We start from the raw sequence: 22,858 nt of genomic DNA on the forward strand, positions 1-22,858 counted from the left end.
CAATCGTGCCGATGTTGACGTGCGGTTTTGTACGCTCAAACTTTTCCTTTGCCATTCCTCAGGCGCCCTTTTGCGATTTGGGGGACCCTTGGTCCCGTGGTTACATCTGCGCGCGCGAGATATTTGGTTCAAAGGGGAAAATCAAGCACATCCTGCGTTAAAAGGTCTTTAGGACGCCGGATTTTGCGTAACCTCGACGGAATCCAACGGCTGAATCAGGTCCGGACGCCGATCAAACCAGCCATTGTCCTTGTGTTCCTCGGCCAACCATTCTTCCACGCGGTCGGCTACCTTGAGGGCCAGACCGTCCATCTGTTCTTCTCTGGTGCGGGTATTTCCAGATCCCGTCAGGGCGCTTTCACCAGTCGTGTCTTCCAGAACCTGGAATTGCTTGCCCTTGGCCAGAAACTCTTTTTTGCGCACGTCATAAACGTTTACCAGAACGATTGCCGTGCTTTTGGGATTATAGATCACCGGGACACCCGGAGGGGCCAGCATATAGCCTTCAAGGCTGATCCCTATGTCATATTCCTGCGCGCCCTCATAGCGGCCAAGCCGGATATCCACAGCGTTCTGAATGGCGTCTTCCCACTCTTCGGGAGTCGCGTCCCGCGATACCGGACCCTGCCGGGCCTTTTCGGCAAAGGCATAGTTGACGCGCAGTTTGAATTCGCCCAGTGACTCAGGCTCTTCATAAAGCTGCGTCTGCGTGCATGCGCCCGTCAGGGCCAGTCCGGTAATCAGGGTCAATATGCGCAACATGTCTCTCGTCTCGATAGGCCTGTTTTTCTTTGATCTAGCGCACCGATACGGCCTGTGCCAAGCGGTATCGGCAGAAATCCACCCGCAAGCGCGGCTTGCTCACGAGAATTTATAGTCGCGCGGGAAACCATAGGGTGGCTTTTTGCCCACGCTGGCCCGTTTGGCCAGCCACTGAGACATGTCCGCCTCGTGCCGGGTTTTCTCGCCACCCATGGACCATTTGAGGCCCTCTTCCCAATTAAAGGTGGTGATGTCGGACAAGCCGCCGTCCAGTTCCAGCGTCCCCTGCCGGCCGCGTGCCATATTGTATTTTTGCAGGCGCACACCCTTACCGCGGCCCATTTCCGGCAGCTCATCCACTGGGAACACAAGGAATTTGCCATTTTGGGACACCACTGCGACGTGGTCACCTGAAACCGGCTTACAGATCATCGCGGTCTCGTCACCCTTGACGTTCAGCACCTGTTTGCCATTGCGAGTCTGCGCCAGCACGTCGTCCTCGGGCACCATAAAGCCGTTGCCCGCATCAGAGGCCACCAACAGCTTGCGTCCCGGCTTGTGAATTAAGATGTCGATGATCTGGGCCTCATTCGGCAAATCGACCATCAGTCGTAGCGGCTCGCCCATGCCCCGCCCGCCGGGTAGATTCGCAGCACTGACCGTGTAGAAACGACCATTCGAAGCAAACACCAGCAGACGGTCAGTGGTTTCGGCATGGAAGATGAATCGTGGCCCGTCTCCATCCTTGAACTTCAACTCGCGCTTGAGGTCGATATGACCAGTCATTGCGCGGATCCAACCCATCTGAGAGCACACGACCGTAATTGGTTCGCGGTCGATCATCGCCTCCAGCGGAACTTCCTCGACCTGCCCGGCTTCGGCAAACTGTGTCCGGCGTGCGCCACCCTCGTAGTCTTTACCGAATGTCTTTTTGGTTTCTTTCAACTGCTCTGAGATTTTTGCCCATTGCAGGGACGGATCGGCCAGCAGGTCTTCAAGATTGGCACGCTCCAGCATCAATTCGTCGCGTTCGCGGACTAGCTCCATTTCTTCGAGACGCCGCAGGCTGCGTAGGCGCATGTTAAGGATCGCATCGACCTGAACCTCGGACAGCTCACCCTCGCCCGGCTTGGGCGAAACATAGTCGGCCTCACTGGTGGCGCGGACATGGTCGATACCCCAATCCTCGCGCATCAGCGCGGCTTTGGGGTCCTCGTCGTAGCGGATGATGTCGATTACACGGTCGAGGTTCAGGAAGGCGACGATAAAGCCCTCCAAGACCTCCAACCGGTGGTCGATCTTGGCCATACGGTGACGCGAACGGCGCAGCAGCACCTCTTGCCTGTGATCTAGGAAGGCGCGCAGCACTTCCTTCATCGAGCAGACCTTGGGCGTCACCCCGTCGATCAGCACGTTCATGTTCAGGCTAAACCGAACCTCAAGATCCGAGTTGCGATAGAGCATGCCCATCAGCACCTCGGGGTCCACGTTTTTCGAACGCGGCTCAAGGATCAGGCGGATGTCATCGGCGGATTCGTCTCGCACATCGGCGAGTATCGGAATCTTCTTGGTCTGGATTAGCTCGGCGATCTTTTCGATCAGCTTGGATTTCTGAACCTGATAGGGAATTTCGGTGACAACGATCTGCCATTGACCCCGGCCCAGATCTTCAACCTCGAACTTACAGCGAAGACGGAACGAGCCTCGTCCGGTACGATAGGCCTGCGCGATGTTCTCGGGCGGCTCGACGATCACGCCACCGGTCGGGAAATCCGGGCCGGGCACGTAGTTCAGCAGGGTGTCGTCGCGTGCGTCGGGCGTCTTGATCAGATGCAGGCAAGCATCGCACAGCTCGGCAATGTTATGCGGCGGAATATTCGTCGCCATCCCCACCGCGATCCCGCTGGAGCCATTGGCCAGCAGGTTCGGGAACTGTGCCGGCAGCACAACCGGCTCGGTCAGGGTGCCATCATAGTTGTCACGGAAATCAACGGCGTCCTCGTTCAGACCTTCCAGCAGGGCCTCGGCTACGATGGTCATCCGCGCCTCGGTATAGCGTGAGGCCGCCGGGTTATCGCCGTCGATGTTGCCAAAGTTCCCCTGCCCGTCAACCAGCGGATAACGGACGTTGAAGTCCTGCGCCAGGCGCGCCATCGCATCATAAATCGCAGCGTCACCGTGCGGGTGATAGTTACCCATCACGTCGCCGGAAATCTTCGCCGACTTACGGAACCCGCCCGTTGCGTTCAGTCGCAGCTCGCGCATCGCATAAAGGATTCGCCGGTGTACCGGCTTCAACCCGTCGCGCGCGTCAGGCAAGGCCCGGTGCATGATGGTGGACAGCGCATAGGTCAGATAGCGTTCGCCAATTGCGCGGCGCAGTGGTTCCGCTACCTCGCCCCCGTTGTCGGGGGCCTCCATATTGGGGTCGTCGATCGTATCGTTCATATATGATGTGATACGCCGCAAGAGCGCGCTGGTAAAGCAAGCTGAGCGCATTTTGCTGGGGACAAGTCGCGCTTTTTGCAACAGGGGGAGATAAGTCCCGGATTTCCCCGGTTTTTCGACACGAGGCGCGAAATATGATAGGCTGTCTTCATTAGACTGCTGCCTATTTCTTGTACCTAACGATTGCCGGGGGATGCGCCATGACGCGCCTTATTGTTTTGACTTTCGCCGCACTTGGCTGGTGTTTTTATGTAATGAGCGGCGGGCCCAATTTTGAACCGCGCGGAATGCGGAGCGATCAACCTGCCCGCGTCGCTTCTGTTTCAAAACCTGCGACCGTCGCACCCGCTCGGGTTGAAGAGCTTGTGACAAACGTTGCCGTGCGTACACCGTCAGCGCGTGCGCAGCCACAACCCGACACCGAAGAGATCGTGCAGATCGTGGCCGAACCTGCCAGCCTTCAGGCGCTGTCAGGCATCTCGGTATTCGATGATCAGAGCGCGAGCATCACGCTTGCCTCGCTGGAAGATGGTGTGGCCGGACTACGTCAGACCGCCGATGCGCCCCTGCCTGAAACATCTGATGCAACCGTGATTCCCGAACCGGAAAAGGACATCCGCGAAATCTCGGGAACGCGGGTGAATATGCGCGATGGGCCTGGCACCATCTACCCAATTGTCGGCAAAGCGACCATCGGACAGAAGGTTGAAGTACTGAGCGAATCCGGAACCGGTTGGCTGCGCCTGCGCGTGTTGCCCGCGCAACAGGTCGGTTGGATTTCAGCCTCATTGGTTCGAAAAATTCAAAACTGACGCTGCACCGTCATTGTCCTGCCCCTCACCTGGCAATAGTTTTAGCCTGAATTGAAGGTCAGGAAAATCATGCAGAAAACCATTCTTATCACCGGCTGCTCGTCCGGCATTGGTCTGGATGCGGCACACGGTATGCGTGCGCGCGGCTGGCGCGTCTTTGCATCTTGCCGCCAGCAGCGCGATTGCGACCGGCTGCGGGCGCAGGGATTTGAAAGCCCTCGCATCGACTATACCGACGCCGCCAGCATCGCCTCGGGCCTGACCGAAGTGCTTGAAGCCACCGGGGGCACTTTGGACGCGTTGTTCAACAACGGTGCCCATGGCCTGCCCGGCGCGGTCGAGGATTTGCCGACAGATGGCCTGCGCGTGATATTCGAGGCCAACTTCTTTGGGTGGCATGAACTGACCCGGCTGGTGATTCCCGTCATGCGGGCGCAGGGACATGGGCGAATCGTTCAGAACTCGTCGGTTCTGGGGTTTGTGGCCTTCCCCTGGCGCGGTGCCTATGTGGCAACGAAATACGCCATCGAAGGTCTGACCGACACTATGCGCCTGGAGCTGGCCGGGACAAACATCAAGGCCATCCTGATTGAACCAGGTCCGATCACGTCGAAAATTCGTGAGAATTCGATCCCCTTCTTCGAACGTTTCATCAATTGGGAAAACTCGGCCCTGAGGGAAAAATACGAGTCTTCGCTTTTGAAAAGACTGTATGAATCCTCGGGACCAGATCGTTTCGAACTGCCTGCATCTGCGGTAACAGAAAAGCTGGCCCATGCGGTCGAATCCAAAAGGCCGCGCGCACGTTACTATGTCACGACACCGACCTATATCGCCGGCTACCTGCGCCGCCTTTTGCCCACCCGCACCATCGACCGCATTCTGTCGGACGTCTGAGGCGAAATTACCCGTTCGCTTTTCAAGCGCATGAGGCTAGATGATAGCCCAACGAAACAAGAAACGCGGACGGTGTGCTTATGGACCTTTTAATGGTCATTTTGCTGTTGGCCATGGCGGCGGTCGTCGTCGTGCTGGCGATCGGCATCTCCAATTTCGGCAAAAGCGGCAAAGCCGCTGCGATGAAAAGCAACAAGATGATGCGCCTGCGCATCCTGTTTCAGTTCATTGCCGTAGTGCTGATCGTGCTCTACGTCTACTTGCGCGGACAAGGAGTTCAATAAATGGTCGTTCTGAACAAGATCTACACGCGCACCGGTGATGACGGAAAAACAGCGCTGGGCAACGGGGAACGTGTCGCCAAATACTCGGGTCGTGTGGCAGCCTATGGCACCGTTGACGAACTGAACGCCTTTGTCGGCGTTGCGCGGACCGAGGCGGAGGGCGAAGTCGATGCCGCGCTAGCGCGCATTCAGAACGACCTGTTCGATCTGGGCGCAGATTTCTGTCGCCCCGATATGGAAAAAGACGCTGAGGCTGATTACCCGCCCCTGCGCATCGTCGCATCGCAGATCGATCGGTTGGAAGCCGAAATCGATGTTATGAATGAAACGCTGGAGCCGCTACGCAGCTTCATCCTGCCTGGCGGATCGCGTCTTGCCGCGCACCTGCATGTCTGCAGAACCGTATCCCGCCGTGCCGAGCGTTTGGCGGTAGAGCTGACCAACATGGAACCCGTAAACGAGGTCGCGGTAAAATACCTCAACCGCCTGAGCGACTGGTTTTTTGTCGCTGCCCGCTGTGCCAACGAGAATGGCACCGCTGACGTTTTGTGGGTACCGGGCGCCAACCGCTGAGCGCATTCAAAGCAATAAAGTTTCACTTCGTTGCGTCAAAATACACGAAACGCGACGTCTCAAGTTCATGACGTGACGATTTTGCTCTGTTGCAGCGCGAATTGAGACGTTATTCAGTCGTCCGAGAGCATTGGTGGAGTCGCAACGCGGCTTACCATTTTTTGTGAGGAGCAAGCGCAAAATGAAGGTACTCGTGCCTGTCAAACGCGTGATTGACTACAACGTGAAGGTCCGCGTCAAAGCGGACGGCAGCGGTGTCGATCTCGCCAATGTTAAAATGTCGATGAACCCGTTCGACGAGATTGCTGTTGAAGAAGCGATTCGTCTGAAAGAAGCGGGCAAGGCTGATGAAGTCGTTGCGGTTTCGATCGGCGTGAAGCAGGCGCAGGAAACCCTGCGGACCGCGCTGGCCATGGGCGCCGACCGCGCGATCCTGGTTGTTGCAGCCGATGACGTGCACACCGACATCGAACCTCTGGCCGTTGCCAAGATCCTGGCCAAAGTGGTCGAGGAAGAGCAGCCCGGTCTGGTTCTGGCCGGCAAGCAGGCAATCGACAACGACATGAACGCCACCGGTCAAATGCTGTCGGCCCTGCTGGGCTGGTCGCAGGGCACCTTTGCGTCCGAAGTCGACATCGAAGGCGACAGCGCCAAGATCACCCGTGAGGTGGACGGCGGTCTGCAGACCATCAGCGTCAAGATGCCGACCATCGTGACCGTTGACCTGCGCCTGAACGAGCCGCGCTATGCGTCGCTGCCGAACATCATGAAGGCGAAGAAAAAGCCGCTGGACGAGAAAACCGCCGCCGATTACGGCGTCGATGTCACGCCGCGTCTGGAAATCGTCAAGACCGAAGAGCCGCCGGCACGTGCCGCCGGTATCATCGTAGGCTCGGTTGATGAGCTGGTCGAGAAACTCAAAGAAGCGGGGGCTGTGTAATGGCTGTTCTTCTTCTCGCAGAAGTCAACAACGGCGAACTGGCGCTGGACGCCACCGCCAAGGCTGTCACCGCCGCAAAAGGTCTGGGTGACGTGACCGTTCTGGCCGCTGGCGGTTCCGCAGCTGCTGCCGGTGAGGCCGCCGCCAAGATCGACGGTGTCTCCAAGGTTCTGATTGCCGAAGATGCATCGCTGGGTCACCGCCTGGCGGAATCGACTGCAGCCCTGATCGTGGGTCTGGCCGATGGTTATGAGCACATTGTTGCGCCTGCCACCACCGACGCCAAGAACGTGATGCCGCGCGTTGCAGCCCTGCTGGACGCGATGGTGATCTCGGATGCATCTGGCGTGGTTGACGGCTCGACCTTCGAGCGTCCGATCTATGCGGGTAACGCGATCCAGACCGTGAAATCGAACGACGCCAAGAAAGTCGTCACCTTCCGTACCGCGTCCTTTGATGCGGCGGGCGAAGGCGGCTCGGCTGCGGTTGAGACCATCTCGGTTGGCGACAATCCTGGTCTGTCGTCGTGGGTCGAGGACAAGGTTGCTGAAAGCGACCGTCCGGAATTGACCTCGGCTGGCGTTGTTGTCTCGGGCGGCCGTGGTGTCGGCTCGGAAGAGGACTTCAAACTGATCGAAGGTTTGGCTGACAAGCTGGGCGCAGCTGTTGGTGCCTCGCGCGCCGCCGTTGACTCGGGCTATGCCCCGAACGACTGGCAGGTGGGTCAGACCGGTAAAGTCGTTGCACCTGACCTGTATGTCGCCGTCGGCATCTCGGGCGCGATCCAGCACCTTGCTGGTATGAAAGACTCGAAAGTGATCGTTGCGATCAACAAGGACGAAGAAGCGCCGATCTTCCAGGTCGCAGACTTCGGACTGGTCGCCGACCTGTTCCAGGCGGTACCGGAACTGACCGAGAAACTCGGCTGATCTAAAGCAAAGCTTTTTCGTCGAAGAATCTGAAAAGGCCCGCCAACTGGCGGGCCTTTTTCAATGCAAGTTGCGTATTGGTCCCATCAAGGCCCCCGCAATCGACCGATGCGCGGCGGGGCCAATCATGTGTTCTGCCATCGGCTGTTGTAATGTGCCAAACAGCATATCCTCAATCTCGTCAGACTGGCCGCACACCTGTGTATTGACGTCCACGATATCGTTGCAGAATTGGCCGACGGACTTAATCATCTGATCCGTTATTTCGACGTCTGCGATGTCCGAAGGCTGTTCACCTAGTGCTTTTCGAATAACCTGCAGTCGCAAGAAAATTACTGGAGTTTCCAAATCTTGCAGAAACCCAACGACTTGCCGCAACCAGTTTCGACGCAACTCGTCCAAAACGACTTCGAGGCGTGAATCGCGAAGCTTGTTTAGAGAGGTCATCAGGTGGCGCACGAAATGCACCTCGGTAAAGTCGATTTCCGGAAAAAGGCGGATCAAATCTTCCGTCGGTGCCAGAAAGCGATCGTTGCGCCTGGGATGAACGCGGTAGAAGTGGTTCGATTGCCCAAGAAGCCCCGGTGCCTGTACGACGCACAGATCTGCGCCGTTCAACATATCGCGCAGCCCATTGTCATGACACAGCGCGTCGACGCCGCTGAACAGGCATCCAAAGTTCAAAACGCGCCGTTCGAGCCTGTCTTCAAGAATCGCAGAAAATGGCCGTTCGACGAATCGCCCGAATGTCTCATCTCCGCCAACGCAGGCCACGTAGGGTTGATCAAGAACACGCCGTGTACCGCGAAACCACAGTCGCGACCCGTCATACTGGCATACCTCATGCCCGGGTCCCCCCGAGCCTGTCTGTTGATAGCTCATATCACTCACCCATTTTTCACCCGGTTGCCATCTTGCAGCCGCAAATCTTGAGAAATTCCTAATGTGCGCATTTGAAGCAAATTCGAGCGGCTTGATCCCCTTGCCGCCCACCCTGATCTGCCGATACTGTCGCCGTATCCTGAGACACAAAGGCACCTGAACATGGATGTAAAATCGGTCGGAGTGATTGGCGCAGGTCAGATGGGCAATGGCATTGCCCATGTTCTGGCGCTGGCGGAATATGACGTTCTGCTGAACGATGTCTCGCAGGACGCGCTGGACGGCGCCGTGGCGACGATTGAAGGCAATCTGGCCCGTCAGGCGTCAAAGGGCAAAATCTCGGACGAGGCGATGCAAGCCGCATTAAATCGGATCAAGACGACACTGGAACTGCCCCGACTTGGTCAGACCGACCTGGTGATTGAAGCCGCAACCGAGAGGGAAGCGATAAAGCAGGCGATTTTTGAAGACCTGCAGCCGCATCTTCTGCCGCATACGATTCTGACATCCAATACATCCTCGATCTCGATCACCCGACTTGCCAGCCGAACGGACCGGCCCGAGCGGTTCATGGGGTTCCACTTCATGAACCCAGTGCCTGTGATGCAACTGGTCGAGCTGATCCGGGGCATTGCCACCGATGAAGAGACTTTTAAGTCTTGCAAAGCTGTCGTGGATCGTCTGGGCAAGACCGCCGCCAGCGCAGAGGATTTCCCCGCCTTTATCGTGAACCGGATTTTGATGCCGATGATCAATGAGGCTGTTTACACCCTGTACGAAGGTGTTGGCAGCGTACAATCCATCGACCAGTCAATGCGGTTAGGCGCGAACCACCCGATGGGTCCGCTGGAACTGGCGGATTTCATTGGTTTGGACACTTGTCTAGCAATCATGAACGTGCTGCATGACGGGTTGGCGGATACCAAGTACCGGCCCTGCCCGTTGCTGACAAAATATGTCGAAGCCGGTTGGTTGGGGCGCAAGACCGAACGCGGGTTTTACGACTACAGAGGCGAAACTCCGGTCCCGACGCGCTAAGGGGGCCAGCCCCCTCGCCCGGATTTCATCCGGGCTCACCCCCGAGATATTTTTTGCCAGATGATGAGCGGATCAGGGCTTGAGTGTTTGCCCGAGTGCCATTGTGTGCTTTCTAAGCCAGGCCATGAAGCCACGCGGATCACGTTCCAGAAGTTGCATGTTTTCGTCCGAGATCGGCGCGCCAATCACAGGCGACTGCGGTTTGTTGCAGGAACGGACAATTTCGTGCAGCAACAGACCTTGCCGTAGGATCGGAGAAATCTTGTTGGCGATCTGATAGGCGCGCGAGTTGCTGCCGGGGAAGAAAATCGGAACCACGCGCGCGCCGGACCGGCGGATCATTTTGGCGGTAAACACGTTCCATTCCTGCTCTTGCGCAGGACCAAACCAATCGTCTGAGGACATCACCACACCTGACGGGAACAGCGCAACAACGCCACCGTCTTTCAGATGTTCCATTGCCTTGCCGCGCATCTCGAGCATTTTGGTTTGCGCTTCGGGGTCGTGTGGAAAGGGAACCGGAATCATGAATGAGGTCGCCGCCTCATCCAGCCCGGTCAGGACCGAGCGGGTCAGAATACGGTAATCACTACGAACCTGCCCGATCAGTTCGGCCAGAATCATACCGTCGACCATGCCATGCGGGTGGTTGGCAACAACCACCACAGGGCCTTCTTTCGGGATATTCGCATACTGTTCCTGCGGAGTAGTCAGGTTGATACCCATGACCTCAAGCGCGCCGCCCCAGAACCTTTGACCACGATAGTATTCGTTCTTTTTTTCGAACTTGTTGACCATCCGCAAAATGGTCAGTTTACCCGTACACCATTCAATGGCGCGGATGGCTGTAGACGTCCAGGCATCGTCGAACGAGTTCGCATAGGTCAGGGTTCTACGATCGTAGATTTCGCCCTGATCTTCCGTCCCATCCACCACCGGGCCTGTCTTGGTCTCGTGCGTCGTTTCCGCCAATTCCTGGTCTTCCCGTTCTTCGTATCGCGACCGGTAGGATCAGAACCCTTCCCCGAACTTGCCGTTCACAAGGGTTTCCAATGCATCAGCCAACGCCTCAGCATCCGGTCCGGACGTCTCGACGTCAATAGTCGTTCCGCGAGATGCTGCCAACATCAAAAGACCCATGATACTGTCCCCCGATGCAGAAAGTCCGTCTTTGGACACCTCTGCCTGCGCGTCAAACCCTTCGACCACCTCGACCAGCTTAGCCGAGGCGCGGGCGTGCAGACCTTTTTCATTGATTATTTTCAAGCTTCGGTTGGTCATTCTTAATCAATCCGGTCTTAATCCAACGTCACATTTTGGGCATTGATATACTTACGTCCAGCCTCCAACGCCCGCCGGACCGCATCCCCGATCGGCAGGTGGCGACTTTTGGCCAATTTTATCAGCATAGGCAGATTTGCACCGTAAAGGATACGGCGATCCTGTGGCGTGCAGGCCTTGAGACTCAGATTCGACGGGCTGCCGCCGAACAGATCTGTGACAACGACCACGCCATCCCCGACATCGACACCGTCTGCGGCGCTGCAGATTTCCGACTGCTTGGCTTCTCGATCGTGGTCAGCCTCGATCGAGATTGCAGCCAGGCCCGGTTGCTTTCCGACCACATGCTGCATCGCGGCCAGGTACTCCTGAGCCAGCCCGCCATGTGCTACGAGTACGATCCCGATCAATCCGGCCTCTCATTCAACGATCGACGTTCTATTTCGCGGTGCCTAATTGCCACTTGCTGCCCCTCCTCTGCAAGGGCCTTTGCGACCGCTTCTGCAGTTGTGACCGATCTGTGTTGTCCTCCGGTACACCCGAAGGCCACCGAGAGGTGTGCTTTGCCTTCAGCGCGAAACGCCGGAAGCAGCAAATTCAGCAGATCGACAACGCGGTCGAAGAATGGCGCGTAATTCGCGTCAGACTGAACATAGTGCGCGACATCCGGGTTTCGACCATCTTCTGCGCGCAATTCCGGCCGCCAATAGGGATTGGCCAGAAACCGGCAGTCAAACACCATGTCCAGCCCACGTGGCAAGCCGCGTTTGTATGAAAACGATTGGATCGACACCGCCAGATGTCTCCCGCCTTTTGGAGCAAACCAACGCTCGACCTCTTCGCGCAGTTGATGGACATTCAAAGTGCTGGTGTCGATCAGGGTATCGGCGATTTCGCGGATCGGGGCCAGCAACTCTTTTTCCTGGCGCACACCGGTTTCTGGCCCGGCCTCAGCCGCGACGGGGTGACGCCTGCGGGTTTCCGAGAACCGCCGCAGCAGGATTTCATCTCTGCAATCGAGGTAGAGCACCGTCAGATCAACGTACTCCAAAAGCTGCAGATGACTAGCCAGTTCAATAAACCCAATCGTGGAAAAGTCACGGTTGCGTGCATCTATGCCTAGGGCCATTGGGCGATCATTTGAGGGGTCTTTCAGAAGGCGCATCAAGAGGCCCATCGGCAGATTGTCGATGGCTTCAAACCCTAAATCTTCAAGCACACGGATCGCAGTCGATCGCCCTGCACCCGAGGGGCCCGTCACCAATACAATGCGTCGTTGATGCGTCATTTGTTCGGCCATTCCGGGTTCACGCGCCCCATTTTCATCAGTTGCATCAATGCCGAAGCTAAATTGGGTACGCCTTGCCCGCGAAGCAAGGGAACGGTTTGCCCCAGGGTTCGGATCGAGAACGGATCCGGCAATCGCGTTTCTTCCTGTTGGTCCAGATCCACCACATAGCGCAAACCTACTGGCCCCACCGATGACGCGCGCAATAATCCGATTCCCCGTGCTTCGATGATCCCGCGGATGTTTGGGGCCGCATCAGCCGTCACCTCACCGCCGTTATTGTGCAATGCAATGCGGTCATCACCGATAAGTTCAGCGCCCAAAGCGATCATCTGTAAGGCCAACCCGGACTTGCCTGCCCCTGACGCCCCGACAATCAGCAGACCCCGCCCACTAACAGCAACACAGCTGGCGTGGATTATAGCACTATCCTGATTTTCCAGATCATAGATTGTTGGGGCGTTCATAACTTACACAGGCAACCCGACGACAAAACGTGCACCCAGCGGATCCGAAGTGATGTCGGCGTCGGTCGGGCGAATGTTTTCGGCCCAGATCACACCGCCATGCGCTTCGACAATCTGTTTTGAGATTGCCAGCCCAAGGCCTGAATTGTTCCCGAAATGCTCGGCCGGACGTTGCGAATAGAACCTTTTGAAGACCTTGGTCAACGCCTGTTCCGGAATACCGGGACCTGTGTCTTCGACCACGACCAGCACCCTGTTTTCACGTCGCCGGACCCAGACGCGGATCGCATCGCTTTCTTCACAGAACGAGATAGCGTTGGTGATCAGATTGACAAAGACCTGCGCCAGCCGCGCCTCCAGCCCGTTGATGATGATGGGGTTGGATGGAAGATCGGTAATATAGTCGATGCCTTTTGCCCGCGCATCTTCACCCAGATACTGGCTGATATTGCCAACCAACTTCAACAGATCAAAGGGCTGTTCTTCTTCCTTGACCAGTTCAGCATCCAGACGAGACGCATTCGAAATATCGCTGACCAGACGGTCCAAACGACGAACATCATGTTCGATCACGCCCAGTAGTTTCTCGCGCTGGTCTTCCCGAGTGACCATCCGTAGCGTGCCCACAGCAGACTGAAGGCTGGCCAGGGGGTTCTTGATCTCATGTGCGACATCAGCTGCGAACTGTTCGTTGGCATCAATTCTGTTGTACAGCGCTGTCACCATGCCCCGAAGCGCGCGGCTGAGCAGGCCGATTTCATCCGGCCGTGCGGTCAGGTCAGGTATGCGGATGCGGCCGGGGTTCACGCCTGCGCCCCGGTCCTTGCCCAGTTCGGCGGCTGCAGCCAGATCAGCCAACGGGTTGGCGATGGTTGAAGCAAGAACGAGGCTAAGCCCAATTGACACAAGAAGCGCGACAATAAACATCTGAAGAATACGTTCCTGTTCGCGGCGGGCGAGAGCGTCAATTTCACCGGACGGACCAGCCATGGCAACAGCCCCCACAGCAACGCCATCTTGCAGGATCGGGGCGGCTGCGACAATGACCGTCTCGCCAAAGTCGTCCTTGACAGCCTGCACCTGCATCTGCCCCTGCAATGCACCGGGAACTATGGTCTGAACCCGTTGTGCCAGCGTGGGGGCTTCGCTGGGTTCCGCGCCTGTGAAAACGCGCGACAAGCCTGTCCAAACGGCGTTCAAGGCGTCGCTGATCAAGGTACTGCCGGTCTGAATCTCGGACTCGGACGCCATCAGAGCGGCCTGTTCAGATGCAGCGCCGCGCGCCCATCCAATCAGAGTACCGCTGGCGTCATAGACAAAGACTTCGCCCCCTTCGGACAAGGTAAGCCCGGCCAGCGTGTCTTTCACGTCCAGAACGCTGGCGTCCTGCGATTGACCAGACGACGATTGGCGCAGTTGCGCTTCGAACACATTGCTGACCAGTTGCGCGTCGCCGATCAGGTTGCGCGCAGTCTGCTTCACCTGCTCATCTCTGGAATCGTCAAGATACAGCAACCCGGTGACCAGGGTCACCAAAGCGATCAGGTTGAGGGTGATGATCTTGCGCGCAAGCGGCGAGCCGCGCATTGCAAACAGGCCGCGGCGGCGGCGCGATCCCCGAAGTTCAGCAGACTCAGGATCCTGCGGGATGACCCAATCATCCCCCAGAACGACATCACCGTCCCGCAATTCGCTGGCTTGTTCAGTATCGCGCACGAGACCCGGTTACCCCTAGTATTTGGCCACGCCTATTCTTCGTTGTATCTGTACCCAATGCCGTACAGTGTTTCGATCGCCGAAAACTCGGGATCTGCGGCGCGCATTTTCTTGCGCAGTCGCTTAATATGGCTGTCGATCGTCCGGTCGTCGACATAGACCTGATCGTCATAGGCCACATCCATCAATTGATCGCGACTTTTGACAAAGCCCGGTCGCTGGGCCAACGCTTGCAACAACAGGAATTCAGTCACGGTCAAAGAAACGTCCGAGCCCTTCCAGCTGACCGCATGGCGCAGGGGATCCATCCGCAGATCGCCGCGTTCCATAACCTTGGCATCACCGGCACCAGATGTCGTCACCTCACCCGAGGTCGCCTCCTGTCGGCGCAGCAGCGCGCGGATCCGTTCGACCAGAAGACGCTGAGAAAAGGGTTTCTTGACGTAGTCGTCCGCACCCATGCGCAGGCCGAGAACCTCATCAATCTCATCATCCTTGGAGGTAAGGAAAATCACCGGCATCTGGGTCTTTTGGCGTAGCCGCTGCAACAGGTCCATCCCGTCCATCCGCGGCATCTTGATATCCAGAACTGCCATATCTGGCAGTTTCTTGTTGAAAGCGTCCAGCGCTGCCTGTCCATCATTATAAGTCTCGACCTCGAACCCTTCGGCTTCGAGTGTCATGGATACGGACGTCAGAATATTTCTGTCGTCGTCCACCAATGCAATCTTCGACATCGGGTTAACCCCTATTCCTGCTCACTCACGCAATAATTCGCTTATTAGTAGTGTATCTTTGTCGTTTTTATGGCCGCGAATCAATCCGTATCTACGAATCGTGCGATTGTTGTCACACTGATGCAGCAAAAAAGCCGTTAATACGCACAGAAAAGCGCCTTGTTTTCCGACAAGAAATTAGTGGTGGCGCTAAACTTTAACTTGGTTGCGCTAACTGCGCCAAACCGTCCTGTTCATGCCCCAAACGACCATGTTAAGACCCGCCCATCCGCCGGTTTTTCCCGGTATACTGCCCCAAGAGCGCCTCCCGGCCGAACCGCCGGCGCGCCGCCACAGGAGAAGAAACGCATGACATCTGGACGGGTTAACCCGCAATTCCGCCTCGAAGATCAGGGCATCGAGGGTCTGGGAAATGTCTATTACAACTTCATGGAACCGGCGCTGATCGAAGAAGCGCTGAAGCGCGGCGAAGGTACTCTTGGCAACGGCGGAGCCTTCCTGGTCACTACAGGCAAATTCACTGGCCGCTCGCCCAAGGACAAGCATGTCGTCAAAACCGACAGCGTCGTCGATACGATCTGGTGGGAAAACAACGCCGAAATGACCCCGGAAGGGTTCGATGCACTGTACGAAGATATGCTCGAGCACATGAAAGGCCGTGACTATTTCGTGCAGGACCTCGTCGGCGGCGCCGATCCTGCCTATTCGATCAACGTGCGCATGGTCACAGAACTGGCCTGGCACAACCTGTTTATCCGCCACCTGCTGCGCCGTCCGGATCGCGAAGATCTGGAAGAGTTCACAGCGGACTTCACCGTCATCAACTGCCCCAGCTTCCAGGCGGACCCCGCCAAGCATGGCTGCCGTAGTGAGACCGTGATTGCGCTGAACTTCGACCGCAAGCTGATCCTGATCGGTGGCACAGAATACGCGGGCGAAAACAAGAAGTCTGTCTTTACCCTGCTGAACTACATGTTGCCGGAAAAAGGCGTGATGCCGATGCACTGCTCGGCCAACCACGCTGTGGGCAACCCGGTCGACACCGCTGTTTTCTTCGGCCTGTCCGGCACCGGCAAGACCACCCTGTCGGCTGACCCTTCGCGCACCCTGATCGGCGACGACGAGCATGGCTGGTCAGATCGCGGCACCTTCAACTTCGAAGGTGGCTGCTATGCCAAGACCATCAACCTGAACGCCGAAGCCGAGCCGGAAATCTACGCAACAACTAGCAAATTCGGCACCGTGATCGAGAACATGGTCTTCGACCCCGAAACAAAAGAGCTGGATTTCGAGGATGACTCGCTGACCGCAAACATGCGCTGCGCTTATCCGCTCGAGTACATTTCGAACGCTTCGAGCAGCGCATTGGGCGGGCATCCCAAGAACATCATCATGCTGACCTGCGATGCATTTGGTGTCCTGCCTCCGATCGCACGGCTGACGCCAGCGCAGGCGATGTACCACTTCCTGTCCGGCTTCACCTCGAAGGTCGCCGGGACCGAACGCGGTATTACCGAACCTCAGCCCACCTTCTCGACCTGCTTTGGCGCGCCGTTCATGCCGCGCCGCCCCGAAGAATATGGCAACCTGCTACGCGACAAGATCGCCCAACACGGGGCGACCTGCTGGCTGGTAAACACCGGTTGGACCGGCGGCGCTTATGGCGTTGGTAGCCGGATGCCAATCCGCGCCACCCGCGCCCTGCTGACAGCAGCTCTGGAAGGGTCGCTGCGCGACGCCGAATTCCGCAAGGATGCCAATTTCGGTTTCGACGTCCCGGTGTCCGTGCCCGGCGTGGCCGAAGTTCTGCTGGACCCGCGCCGCACCTGGGACGACCAGGCGGCGTTCGACAAACAAGCCGAAAAACTAGTGCAGATGTTTGCAGAAAACTTCGAACAGTATCTACCCTTTATCGATGACGACATCAAAGCCGTGGCAATCGGCTGATTATAAACGGGGGCGGTTTTCGCCCCCTCACTTTCTCAAAGGCGAGTAACGTTTCGGTAATCTCCCTGTAGTTGTATTATGCGCAATGCATATACAAATTCATTGCTCGCTGCGGCAGATTGCAGTACTTCACTGTGTCATTATGACGTAAAAGCCCGGCGCTTACGCACCGGGCGGGAAGTAAAAAGACCTTGGGGATACTCAATGAGCGCGCACTCACATTCGCGATTTGAGCAACCTAATCAGATATCTAGTGTAATCCATCGGGGATGGGTGTCAACATGAGACGTGCTGAAAATACTCAGCTTCAGCGGGTTTCTAACTTTCGCTCCGGCGCGAAAGGCGACAAGGAAAACAACGGGTAGGCAAATGACAGAAATCTCGAAACTGACCGAACTTCGCAAATTGATGCAGAGCATGGAGCGGACACTTGGGCTGGAACAACTCTCTCCCGTTGAGCGTGACATTTACTACGCGGCCGAAGAATTGTCGAAAGCCGATCAAGAAGTCCGCACCTTCGGTCTGATCGAGCATACCCTTGTTCAGAGCGTCTCGCGCCCGACTTTTTTCCGTGCGCTGAAGTCGCTGGTTCAAAAAGGTTATCTGTCCCAAAGTGGCAATGCCAACCGGGGGCGGTATATCGTACATGCGCCCAGGTGACGCCCCCAACCTGCACGTCGATGGTTAAACATCGTGCGCAGATGGGCCTCTGACACTTTCTACGCCTCATTGGCTTATATAGTTGCATCGTTCCTCACCTTCGAGGTCCTGATGCCGCTTCAAAACGTGTTCTTTCCAGAATACCCAAGTCGGGCCAGCCTTCTGTTCCTGCCTCATGGGGTTAGGGTTCTGGCGGCGTGGCTGTTGGGGTGGCGCGCGATTTTTGCGCTGCTGCCGGGCGTCTTTATCGTATTTGCATTCCTCGGTGGCACCGATGTCTTTTTGCCCAGCCGATTGCTTGCAATCCTCATTGCAGTCACAACTGTCCCGGCTGTGTTCTACGCACTAAAATGGGCAGGTTGGGACCTGTTTCCAAGACTAGATCGCAAACCCTGCTGGCTATGCGTGATGGGCGTCGGCGTGATCACGTCGTTCTTGGCATCCGCCATGACAAACATGAGCTTTGGCAGCGCCGGCGTAGAGTATATCGCCTTTCTGATTGGCGATATCTCGGGCCTGTTTTTCCTGATGCTGGGCCTATATTTCGCGTTTCGGTTTATGGACCGCAGAACTTAACCAATAAAGCCGCGGCGCAATAGATTTAGTCCGGCGGCCAACAACACGATCAGTGTTACTTTGCGAAACAGCGCCTGATCGATTCTCGACTGAAGCTGCATGCCCACCCACATCCCGGCTACCGCCGGTACAATCAGGGCAGCTGAAAACGGCGCCGTATCGGCGCGCAGGATGCCGGATCCCATATGGGCGATCGCCAAGGCAATTGCGCCAAGCCCGTAAATGACCCCCTGAACCCGCATTTGCACCGCCTTGGGTGTGTTCAAGGCCGTCAGGTACGCCACCGTTGGCGGCCCCCAGATACCGGACATACCGCCGACAAATCCCGCGACTGCCCCGATTAGGACTTCAATACGAGCCGACTGCTCTTTCAGCACCAGCTTCACACCCAAGACCTGGATCAGGGCAAAGAATGTGACCGGAACGCCGATCATCAGCAGAAAGGTCGACGTCGGCACCAAAGTGACCAGCTTGGCCCCGGCCAGAAGGAACACCAAGCCCACGATCAAAAAAATCCGAAACTGCCTGATCGAAGACACGGCCGCGGAAACGCCCTGTCCCAATGCCTGAAAGACGTTCGTGACCAGCGTCGGAAGGATAAGGCCCGCAATGGCCAGTTCAGGCGGCAAGAAAACGCTCAACCCCGAAACCATGACCATAGGCATCGCAAAACCGACGATACCTTTGACCCAGCCCGCCAAGAAGGCAACGGCCAAAGCCAGCAGAAGGTCCTGCGGAGTCAGTAAGGAAAACAATGTCATGGCCCCGTGATATCATTCCTGACGGGCGCTGCACTGCAAAAACGTTCGAGAAATATTAGAACTTTTTCGTTGCGCAATACGTATTTTTGTTGCGCTGCATGTGCAGCATGATATGACCAGACGACACGAAAGAAGGACACGATTCATGGCCCATGACGGACAGGATATGACCCAGATGACGACACCTGCGATTTTGCCCGATCTTCTGACGCTGACCCGTGCGGCCGCTCCCGCCGTCGAAACAGTGTTCGAGCTTGCGCGCGAGTCGGTGCGCGGCATGGTTTCCGCTGATGGCCGGGTATCCGGTGCCCTGATCGAAGCCAATCAAACGGCGGCCCATGGCCTGTCATGGCTGGCCACGTATTCTCAGTCACTGAAACAGATGCAACGCTGGGCCGAAGCGTTGGAGGCCGACGGCAAGTTCGGTGAGATCGAGCAGCTGCTGCACCAGATCGCCTTTGGCGAATACCTGCATCAGGTCGCTGGCGGCATTCCCATGAACCAGGGCGAAGTCGTACGCCTTCAGGACATGGGTCTGGGCTGGGATGCCCTGTCCGGCTTTCAGATTCCCGAAATTCAAACGCTGATGGCGCAGGCGAACTCTCAGGCCGCGCGCACGCGGCTGGTTGCGCTGATGGAAGATCAGGCCGGTGCCACCATGTTCGGCGCCTCGGGTCTGGACGAAGAGCTTGAGATGATCCGCGACCAGTTCCGCCGTTACGCGGTCGAAAAGGTCGAACCCCACGCCCATGAATGGCACCTCAAGGACGAACTGATCCCGATGGAAATCATCGAGGAACTTGCCGAAATGGGCGTCTTTGGCCTGACCATCCCGGAAGAGTTCGGTGGATTCGGCCTATCCAAAGCCTCGATGTGCGTGGTGTCCGAGGAACTGTCGCGCGGTTACATCGGCGTCGGCTCATTGGGCACCCGGTCCGAGATCGCGGCCGAGCTGATCATCGCTGGCGGCACCGACGAACAAAAAGCCAACTGGCTGCCGAAACTGGCCAGCGCCGAAATCCTACCGACGGCCGTTTTTACCGAACCCAACACAGGCTCGGACCTGGGCAGCCTGCGCACTCGCGCAGTCAAAAACGCGGAAGGTGACTATGAGATCACCGGCAACAAGACATGGATCACCCACGCTGCGCGCACCCATGTGATGACGCTGTTGGCCCGGACCAACCCGGAAACCACCGATCACCGCGGCTTGTCCATGTTCCTGGCCGAAAAGACGCCGGGTACGGACGAAAACCCCTTCCCCACCCCCGGCATGACCGGCGGCGAAATCGAGGTTCTGGGCTATCGCGGCATGAAGGAATACGAGCTGGGCTTTGACGGCTTCAAGGTCAAGGGCGAAAACCTGTTGGGCGGCGAAGAGGGCAAAGGCTTTAAACAGCTGATGGAAACCTTCGAGAGCGCCCGCATCCAGACCGCTGCCCGCGCCATCGGTGTTGCTCAAAGTGCGCTGGATATCGCGATGCAATATGCGCAAGACCGCAAGCAGTTTGGCAAGTCGCTGATCAACTTCCCTCGTGTGTCCGGCAAGCTGGCGATGATGGCGGTCGAGATTATGATCGCTCGTCAGCTGACCTATTTCTCGGCCTGGGAAAAAGACCACGGTCACCGTTGCGACCTTGAGGCTGGCATGGCCAAGCTGCTTGGCGCCCGCGTGGCCTGGGCTGCCGCGGATAACGGTCTGCAGATTCACGGCGGCAACGGTTTTGCGCTGGAGTACAAGATCAGCCGCGTCCTGTGCGACGCGCGCATTCTAAATATTTTTGAGGGGGCTGCCGAAATTCAGGCACAGGTTATTGCACGGCGCTTGCTGGGCTAATCGGAATTAGGCATCCCGTTTCCCCAACTAGACCCGGCCTTGCGCCGGGTCATTTTCTTTGTTTCGTGCACCTGTTTCGATATCATTCCGTCCGATCTGTGAGCAGATAGTGAACTTCTCTGGTCCTTGAACGAAGAAACTTCCCCTTTGCTTTTGGTCAAAATCTCTTTAGGGCACGCTGCGACCCGGACCAGGCCCAAGGATGGTGACGACAAAATGACCCGACTAATTTTTGCGCTTTGGGCGACGATTTTAGCGCTGATACTGAGCGGTTGCGCCACGACCCAACCCGTAGCGGGCTACAGCGAGCTTGATGAGCTGGCGCAGGCGATCAAAGACCTTGGACCCGAAGTCGATCCGGCCGAGGCACAAAAGGCCGCAAGCATCGCCTATACCTACTCACAGCAACTGAAACGGGAATGGAACGTCTCTGACCCAGCGATCATCCACAACGCCAAGGTCATCAACGGGTTTCGGGAAAAAGGGTTGTGCAATGACTGGGCGCAGGCCATGACCCGGCGCCTGCAACAGGAAAATTTCCGCACTCTGGACGTGCACTGGGCCACCTCGCCCCCAACCGCGTTCAGGATCATCCACCATTCGGCAGCAATCAGCGCGAAGGGCGATTCGATGTATGATGGCATCATCCTGGACCCATGGCGCAACAGCGGAGTGCTGTTTTGGGATCAGGTGCGAGAAGACACCCGATACAACTGGAGACCGCGCCGGGAAGTCCGCGAAGAACTGATTAGTGGCGAGATACCGTACTAAGCTGGCGTTCCCGGTTCCCGCGGCACCGACAAAAAAGTAAGACACCCATATGATGCGCCTGATCCTGACACTGCCCCTGATTGCCCTGTTTCAATGCGACAAGGACGAGTCTGTTGCGGCTTATGGCGCCAGCGATCAGACTTGGGTTCTGCAGGAGATTGACGGGCAACCGTTCGAGGCCAGTGCTATGCTGCGGTTCCCTGAAGAAGGCAAGATCGCCGGCAACGCCCCGTGCAACAGCTACAGCGGCACCCTGAATGCGCCTTACCCCTGGTTTGAGGTTTTAGATCTGACCGCAACACGCGCAGCCTGCGCCGGGCTTGAAGCCGAGGGATTCTATTTCGCGGCACTGATCGCGATGACACAGTCCGAAGTTTCCGGCGATGTGCTGATCCTGCGCAATGACGATGGGCACGAGATGGTGTTCAAAGCCGCCGAGTGAACTGATCCACAAATCTTGCCCGCGCATCCGGTAAAGGATTGTGCCCCAGAGATGGGGCCAGATGATGTTCCAAAAAATAGCCTGTGGTTCTTAACGCAGCTGCGATCTCGTCATCTGGTGCCTGGCCCTCACCGCGCAAACAGGGCGGCAGGGGCAACAGTTTGCCCGCCCATTCTCCGGCCCCCTCGGCACTGACGGCTCGACCGGTTTTTGGTGAGACAAAAGCCAACCCTTCGGTGGCCCCGGTCACCGCACAGGCCGACAGGTCCATGCCAAAGCCCAACTCTTCCAGCAGCGCCAATTCCCAGCGCATGTAGGCCAGCGGCCAGATTTCGTCCTGCCCCAACAAATCCAACAATTGTTCTGTCTGCTTGTAAATTGCGGGGTGCGGTTCACGCTCTGGCAGGCAAAAGGACAACAGTGCAACGGCTGCGTTCAATCCGGCCAACGCCATTCGCCCCGAAAACGCAGCCGCAGCGCGCGAACGCAAAGGTTCAACCTGAAAAGTGCCAAGATGCTCTTCCAGCCGTGCGCGCCAAAGAACATCCAATTGCGCACCGGGTTGCAGGATTGGGGCGATCTTGCGACTGGTCCCACCGCGTACGACGCCCGCATGCCGACCGTGGTCTTCAGTAAAGACTTCGATGATCGCCGCGGTTTCGCCATGACGGCGGGTGGTCAGTAGGATGCCGTGATCTCGCCAGTCCAAATTTGGCTCCGTGCCGTTTTCTGCCCTATTTGAACCACGACAGATAAGAACCGCAACCACGAAGGCTTGACGTACGGAAGATATACCCCATTATTTAACAA

Annotated in this window: 25 protein-coding genes; 13 read left to right on the top strand and 12 right to left on the bottom strand. The window is 57.1% G+C overall.

Going from position 1 to position 22,858, the window contains the following annotated elements; all coding sequences use genetic code 11:
• Positions 1-168: 168 nt before the first annotated feature.
• Together GOW16_RS19970 and GOW16_RS19975 are read right to left on the bottom strand one after the other, a co-directional pair.
• Entirely contained in the window at positions 169-762 is a 594-nt protein-coding gene (locus GOW16_RS19970) for a hypothetical protein (protein ID WP_170418945.1), read from the bottom strand.
• 99 nt (positions 763-861) lie between these two features.
• On the bottom strand, positions 862-3,210 hold the full coding sequence (locus GOW16_RS19975) for a DNA topoisomerase IV subunit A (RefSeq protein WP_170418947.1): 2,349 nt from the start codon (positions 3,208-3,210) through the stop codon (positions 862-864).
• Positions 3,211-3,410: 200 nt separating this feature from the next.
• Between GOW16_RS19975 and GOW16_RS19980 the strand changes: the two genes are divergently transcribed.
• From GOW16_RS19980 to GOW16_RS20005, 6 genes are all read left to right on the top strand, one after another.
• A complete protein-coding gene (locus GOW16_RS19980) occupies positions 3,411-4,022 on the top strand; it encodes an SH3 domain-containing protein (protein ID WP_254429858.1) in 612 nt (203 codons plus the stop codon).
• Positions 4,023-4,091: 69 nt separating this feature from the next.
• The gene (locus GOW16_RS19985; protein WP_170418949.1) at positions 4,092-4,919 is read left to right on the top strand and encodes an SDR family NAD(P)-dependent oxidoreductase; all 828 of its coding nucleotides are present in this window, start codon (positions 4,092-4,094) and stop codon (positions 4,917-4,919) included.
• Positions 4,920-4,999: 80 nt separating this feature from the next.
• The gene (locus GOW16_RS19990; protein ID WP_113791296.1) at positions 5,000-5,203 is read left to right on the top strand and encodes a twin transmembrane helix small protein; all 204 of its coding nucleotides are present in this window, start codon (positions 5,000-5,002) and stop codon (positions 5,201-5,203) included.
• Complete coding sequence (locus GOW16_RS19995) at positions 5,204-5,776, top strand: cob(I)yrinic acid a,c-diamide adenosyltransferase (protein ID WP_170418951.1); 573 nt, start codon at positions 5,204-5,206, stop codon at positions 5,774-5,776. It begins immediately after the preceding gene.
• Positions 5,777-5,957: 181 nt separating this feature from the next.
• On the top strand, positions 5,958-6,716 hold the full coding sequence (locus GOW16_RS20000; protein ID WP_170418954.1) for an electron transfer flavoprotein subunit beta/FixA family protein: 759 nt from the start codon (positions 5,958-5,960) through the stop codon (positions 6,714-6,716).
• The gene (locus tag GOW16_RS20005; protein WP_170418956.1) at positions 6,716-7,645 is read left to right on the top strand and encodes an electron transfer flavoprotein subunit alpha/FixB family protein; all 930 of its coding nucleotides are present in this window, start codon (positions 6,716-6,718) and stop codon (positions 7,643-7,645) included. The genes GOW16_RS20000 and GOW16_RS20005 overlap by 1 nt, the downstream gene beginning before the upstream one ends.
• 60 nt (positions 7,646-7,705) lie before the next feature.
• Here GOW16_RS20005 and GOW16_RS20010 read toward each other — a convergent pair whose 3' ends face one another.
• Positions 7,706-8,527 carry a DUF6473 family protein gene (locus GOW16_RS20010; RefSeq protein ID WP_254429859.1) on the bottom strand — a complete coding sequence of 274 codons (822 nt, stop codon included), beginning with the start codon at positions 8,525-8,527 and terminating at the stop codon, positions 7,706-7,708.
• 162 nt (positions 8,528-8,689) lie between these two features.
• On the opposite strand from GOW16_RS20010, the gene GOW16_RS20015 reads away from it, so the two are divergent.
• On the top strand, positions 8,690-9,565 hold the full coding sequence (locus tag GOW16_RS20015; protein ID WP_170418958.1) for a 3-hydroxybutyryl-CoA dehydrogenase: 876 nt from the start codon (positions 8,690-8,692) through the stop codon (positions 9,563-9,565).
• A gap of 72 nt (positions 9,566-9,637) precedes the next feature.
• Here the strand turns inward: GOW16_RS20015 and GOW16_RS20020 are convergent, their stop codons facing one another.
• From GOW16_RS20020 to GOW16_RS20050, 7 genes are read right to left on the bottom strand one after another with little or no spacing between them, the layout of a single operon-like run.
• On the bottom strand, positions 9,638-10,537 hold the full coding sequence (locus tag GOW16_RS20020; RefSeq protein WP_170418960.1) for a lysophospholipid acyltransferase family protein: 900 nt from the start codon (positions 10,535-10,537) through the stop codon (positions 9,638-9,640).
• 39 nt (positions 10,538-10,576) lie between these two features.
• Positions 10,577-10,846: an HPr family phosphocarrier protein gene (locus GOW16_RS20025; protein ID WP_058273259.1), complete on the bottom strand. Its 270-nt coding sequence runs from the start codon at positions 10,844-10,846 to the stop codon at positions 10,577-10,579.
• A gap of 17 nt (positions 10,847-10,863) precedes the next feature.
• The gene (locus GOW16_RS20030) at positions 10,864-11,256 is read right to left on the bottom strand and encodes a PTS sugar transporter subunit IIA (RefSeq protein ID WP_170418962.1); all 393 of its coding nucleotides are present in this window, start codon (positions 11,254-11,256) and stop codon (positions 10,864-10,866) included.
• On the bottom strand, positions 11,253-12,134 hold the full coding sequence (rapZ, locus tag GOW16_RS20035) for an RNase adapter RapZ (protein ID WP_170418964.1): 882 nt from the start codon (positions 12,132-12,134) through the stop codon (positions 11,253-11,255). Before rapZ ends, GOW16_RS20030 begins: the two co-directional genes overlap by 4 nt.
• On the bottom strand, positions 12,131-12,601 hold the full coding sequence (locus GOW16_RS20040) for an HPr kinase/phosphorylase (RefSeq protein ID WP_170418966.1): 471 nt from the start codon (positions 12,599-12,601) through the stop codon (positions 12,131-12,133). Before GOW16_RS20040 ends, rapZ begins: the two co-directional genes overlap by 4 nt.
• Before the next feature lie 3 nt (positions 12,602-12,604).
• On the bottom strand, positions 12,605-14,317 hold the full coding sequence (locus tag GOW16_RS20045; protein ID WP_170418968.1) for a sensor histidine kinase: 1,713 nt from the start codon (positions 14,315-14,317) through the stop codon (positions 12,605-12,607).
• Between the two features lie 32 nt (positions 14,318-14,349).
• The gene (locus GOW16_RS20050) at positions 14,350-15,054 is read right to left on the bottom strand and encodes a response regulator transcription factor (RefSeq protein ID WP_170418970.1); all 705 of its coding nucleotides are present in this window, start codon (positions 15,052-15,054) and stop codon (positions 14,350-14,352) included.
• Positions 15,055-15,402: 348 nt separating this feature from the next.
• Between GOW16_RS20050 and GOW16_RS20055 the strand changes: the two genes are divergently transcribed.
• From GOW16_RS20055 to GOW16_RS20065, 3 genes are all read left to right on the top strand, one after another.
• Complete coding sequence (locus tag GOW16_RS20055) at positions 15,403-17,001, top strand: phosphoenolpyruvate carboxykinase (RefSeq protein ID WP_170418972.1); 1,599 nt, start codon at positions 15,403-15,405, stop codon at positions 16,999-17,001.
• A gap of 369 nt (positions 17,002-17,370) precedes the next feature.
• Positions 17,371-17,661 (top strand): hypothetical protein, encoded by a 291-nt coding sequence (locus GOW16_RS20060; protein ID WP_058273655.1) that lies wholly within the window; start codon positions 17,371-17,373, stop codon positions 17,659-17,661.
• Positions 17,662-17,772: 111 nt separating this feature from the next.
• The gene (locus GOW16_RS20065; protein WP_254429860.1) at positions 17,773-18,237 is read left to right on the top strand and encodes a hypothetical protein; all 465 of its coding nucleotides are present in this window, start codon (positions 17,773-17,775) and stop codon (positions 18,235-18,237) included.
• On the opposite strand, the gene GOW16_RS20070 is transcribed toward GOW16_RS20065, so the two are convergent.
• A complete protein-coding gene (locus GOW16_RS20070) occupies positions 18,234-18,998 on the bottom strand; it encodes a sulfite exporter TauE/SafE family protein (protein WP_170418974.1) in 765 nt (254 codons plus the stop codon). The two genes, GOW16_RS20065 and GOW16_RS20070, sit on opposite strands and share 4 nt — an antisense overlap.
• 145 nt (positions 18,999-19,143) lie before the next feature.
• Here GOW16_RS20070 and GOW16_RS20075 point away from each other — a divergent pair, with 145 nt between their 5' ends.
• From GOW16_RS20075 to GOW16_RS20085, 3 genes are all read left to right on the top strand, one after another.
• Positions 19,144-20,835: an acyl-CoA dehydrogenase family protein gene (locus GOW16_RS20075; RefSeq protein WP_170418976.1), complete on the top strand. Its 1,692-nt coding sequence runs from the start codon at positions 19,144-19,146 to the stop codon at positions 20,833-20,835.
• Between the two features lie 216 nt (positions 20,836-21,051).
• Positions 21,052-21,606, top strand: a complete 555-nt coding sequence (locus GOW16_RS20080; RefSeq protein ID WP_170418978.1) for a hypothetical protein — start codon at positions 21,052-21,054, stop codon at positions 21,604-21,606.
• A gap of 49 nt (positions 21,607-21,655) precedes the next feature.
• Complete coding sequence (locus GOW16_RS20085; protein ID WP_170418980.1) at positions 21,656-22,048, top strand: META domain-containing protein; 393 nt, start codon at positions 21,656-21,658, stop codon at positions 22,046-22,048.
• Here GOW16_RS20085 and recO read toward each other — a convergent pair.
• Complete coding sequence (recO, locus tag GOW16_RS20090; RefSeq protein ID WP_170418982.1) at positions 22,032-22,757, bottom strand: DNA repair protein RecO; 726 nt, start codon at positions 22,755-22,757, stop codon at positions 22,032-22,034. The genes GOW16_RS20085 and recO overlap by 17 nt on opposite strands.
• Positions 22,758-22,858 lie beyond the last annotated feature (101 nt).

It is taken from the genome of Ruegeria atlantica (genome assembly GCF_013033965.1).
GTDB classification, from domain to species: Bacteria; Pseudomonadota; Alphaproteobacteria; order Rhodobacterales; family Rhodobacteraceae; genus Ruegeria; species Ruegeria atlantica_D.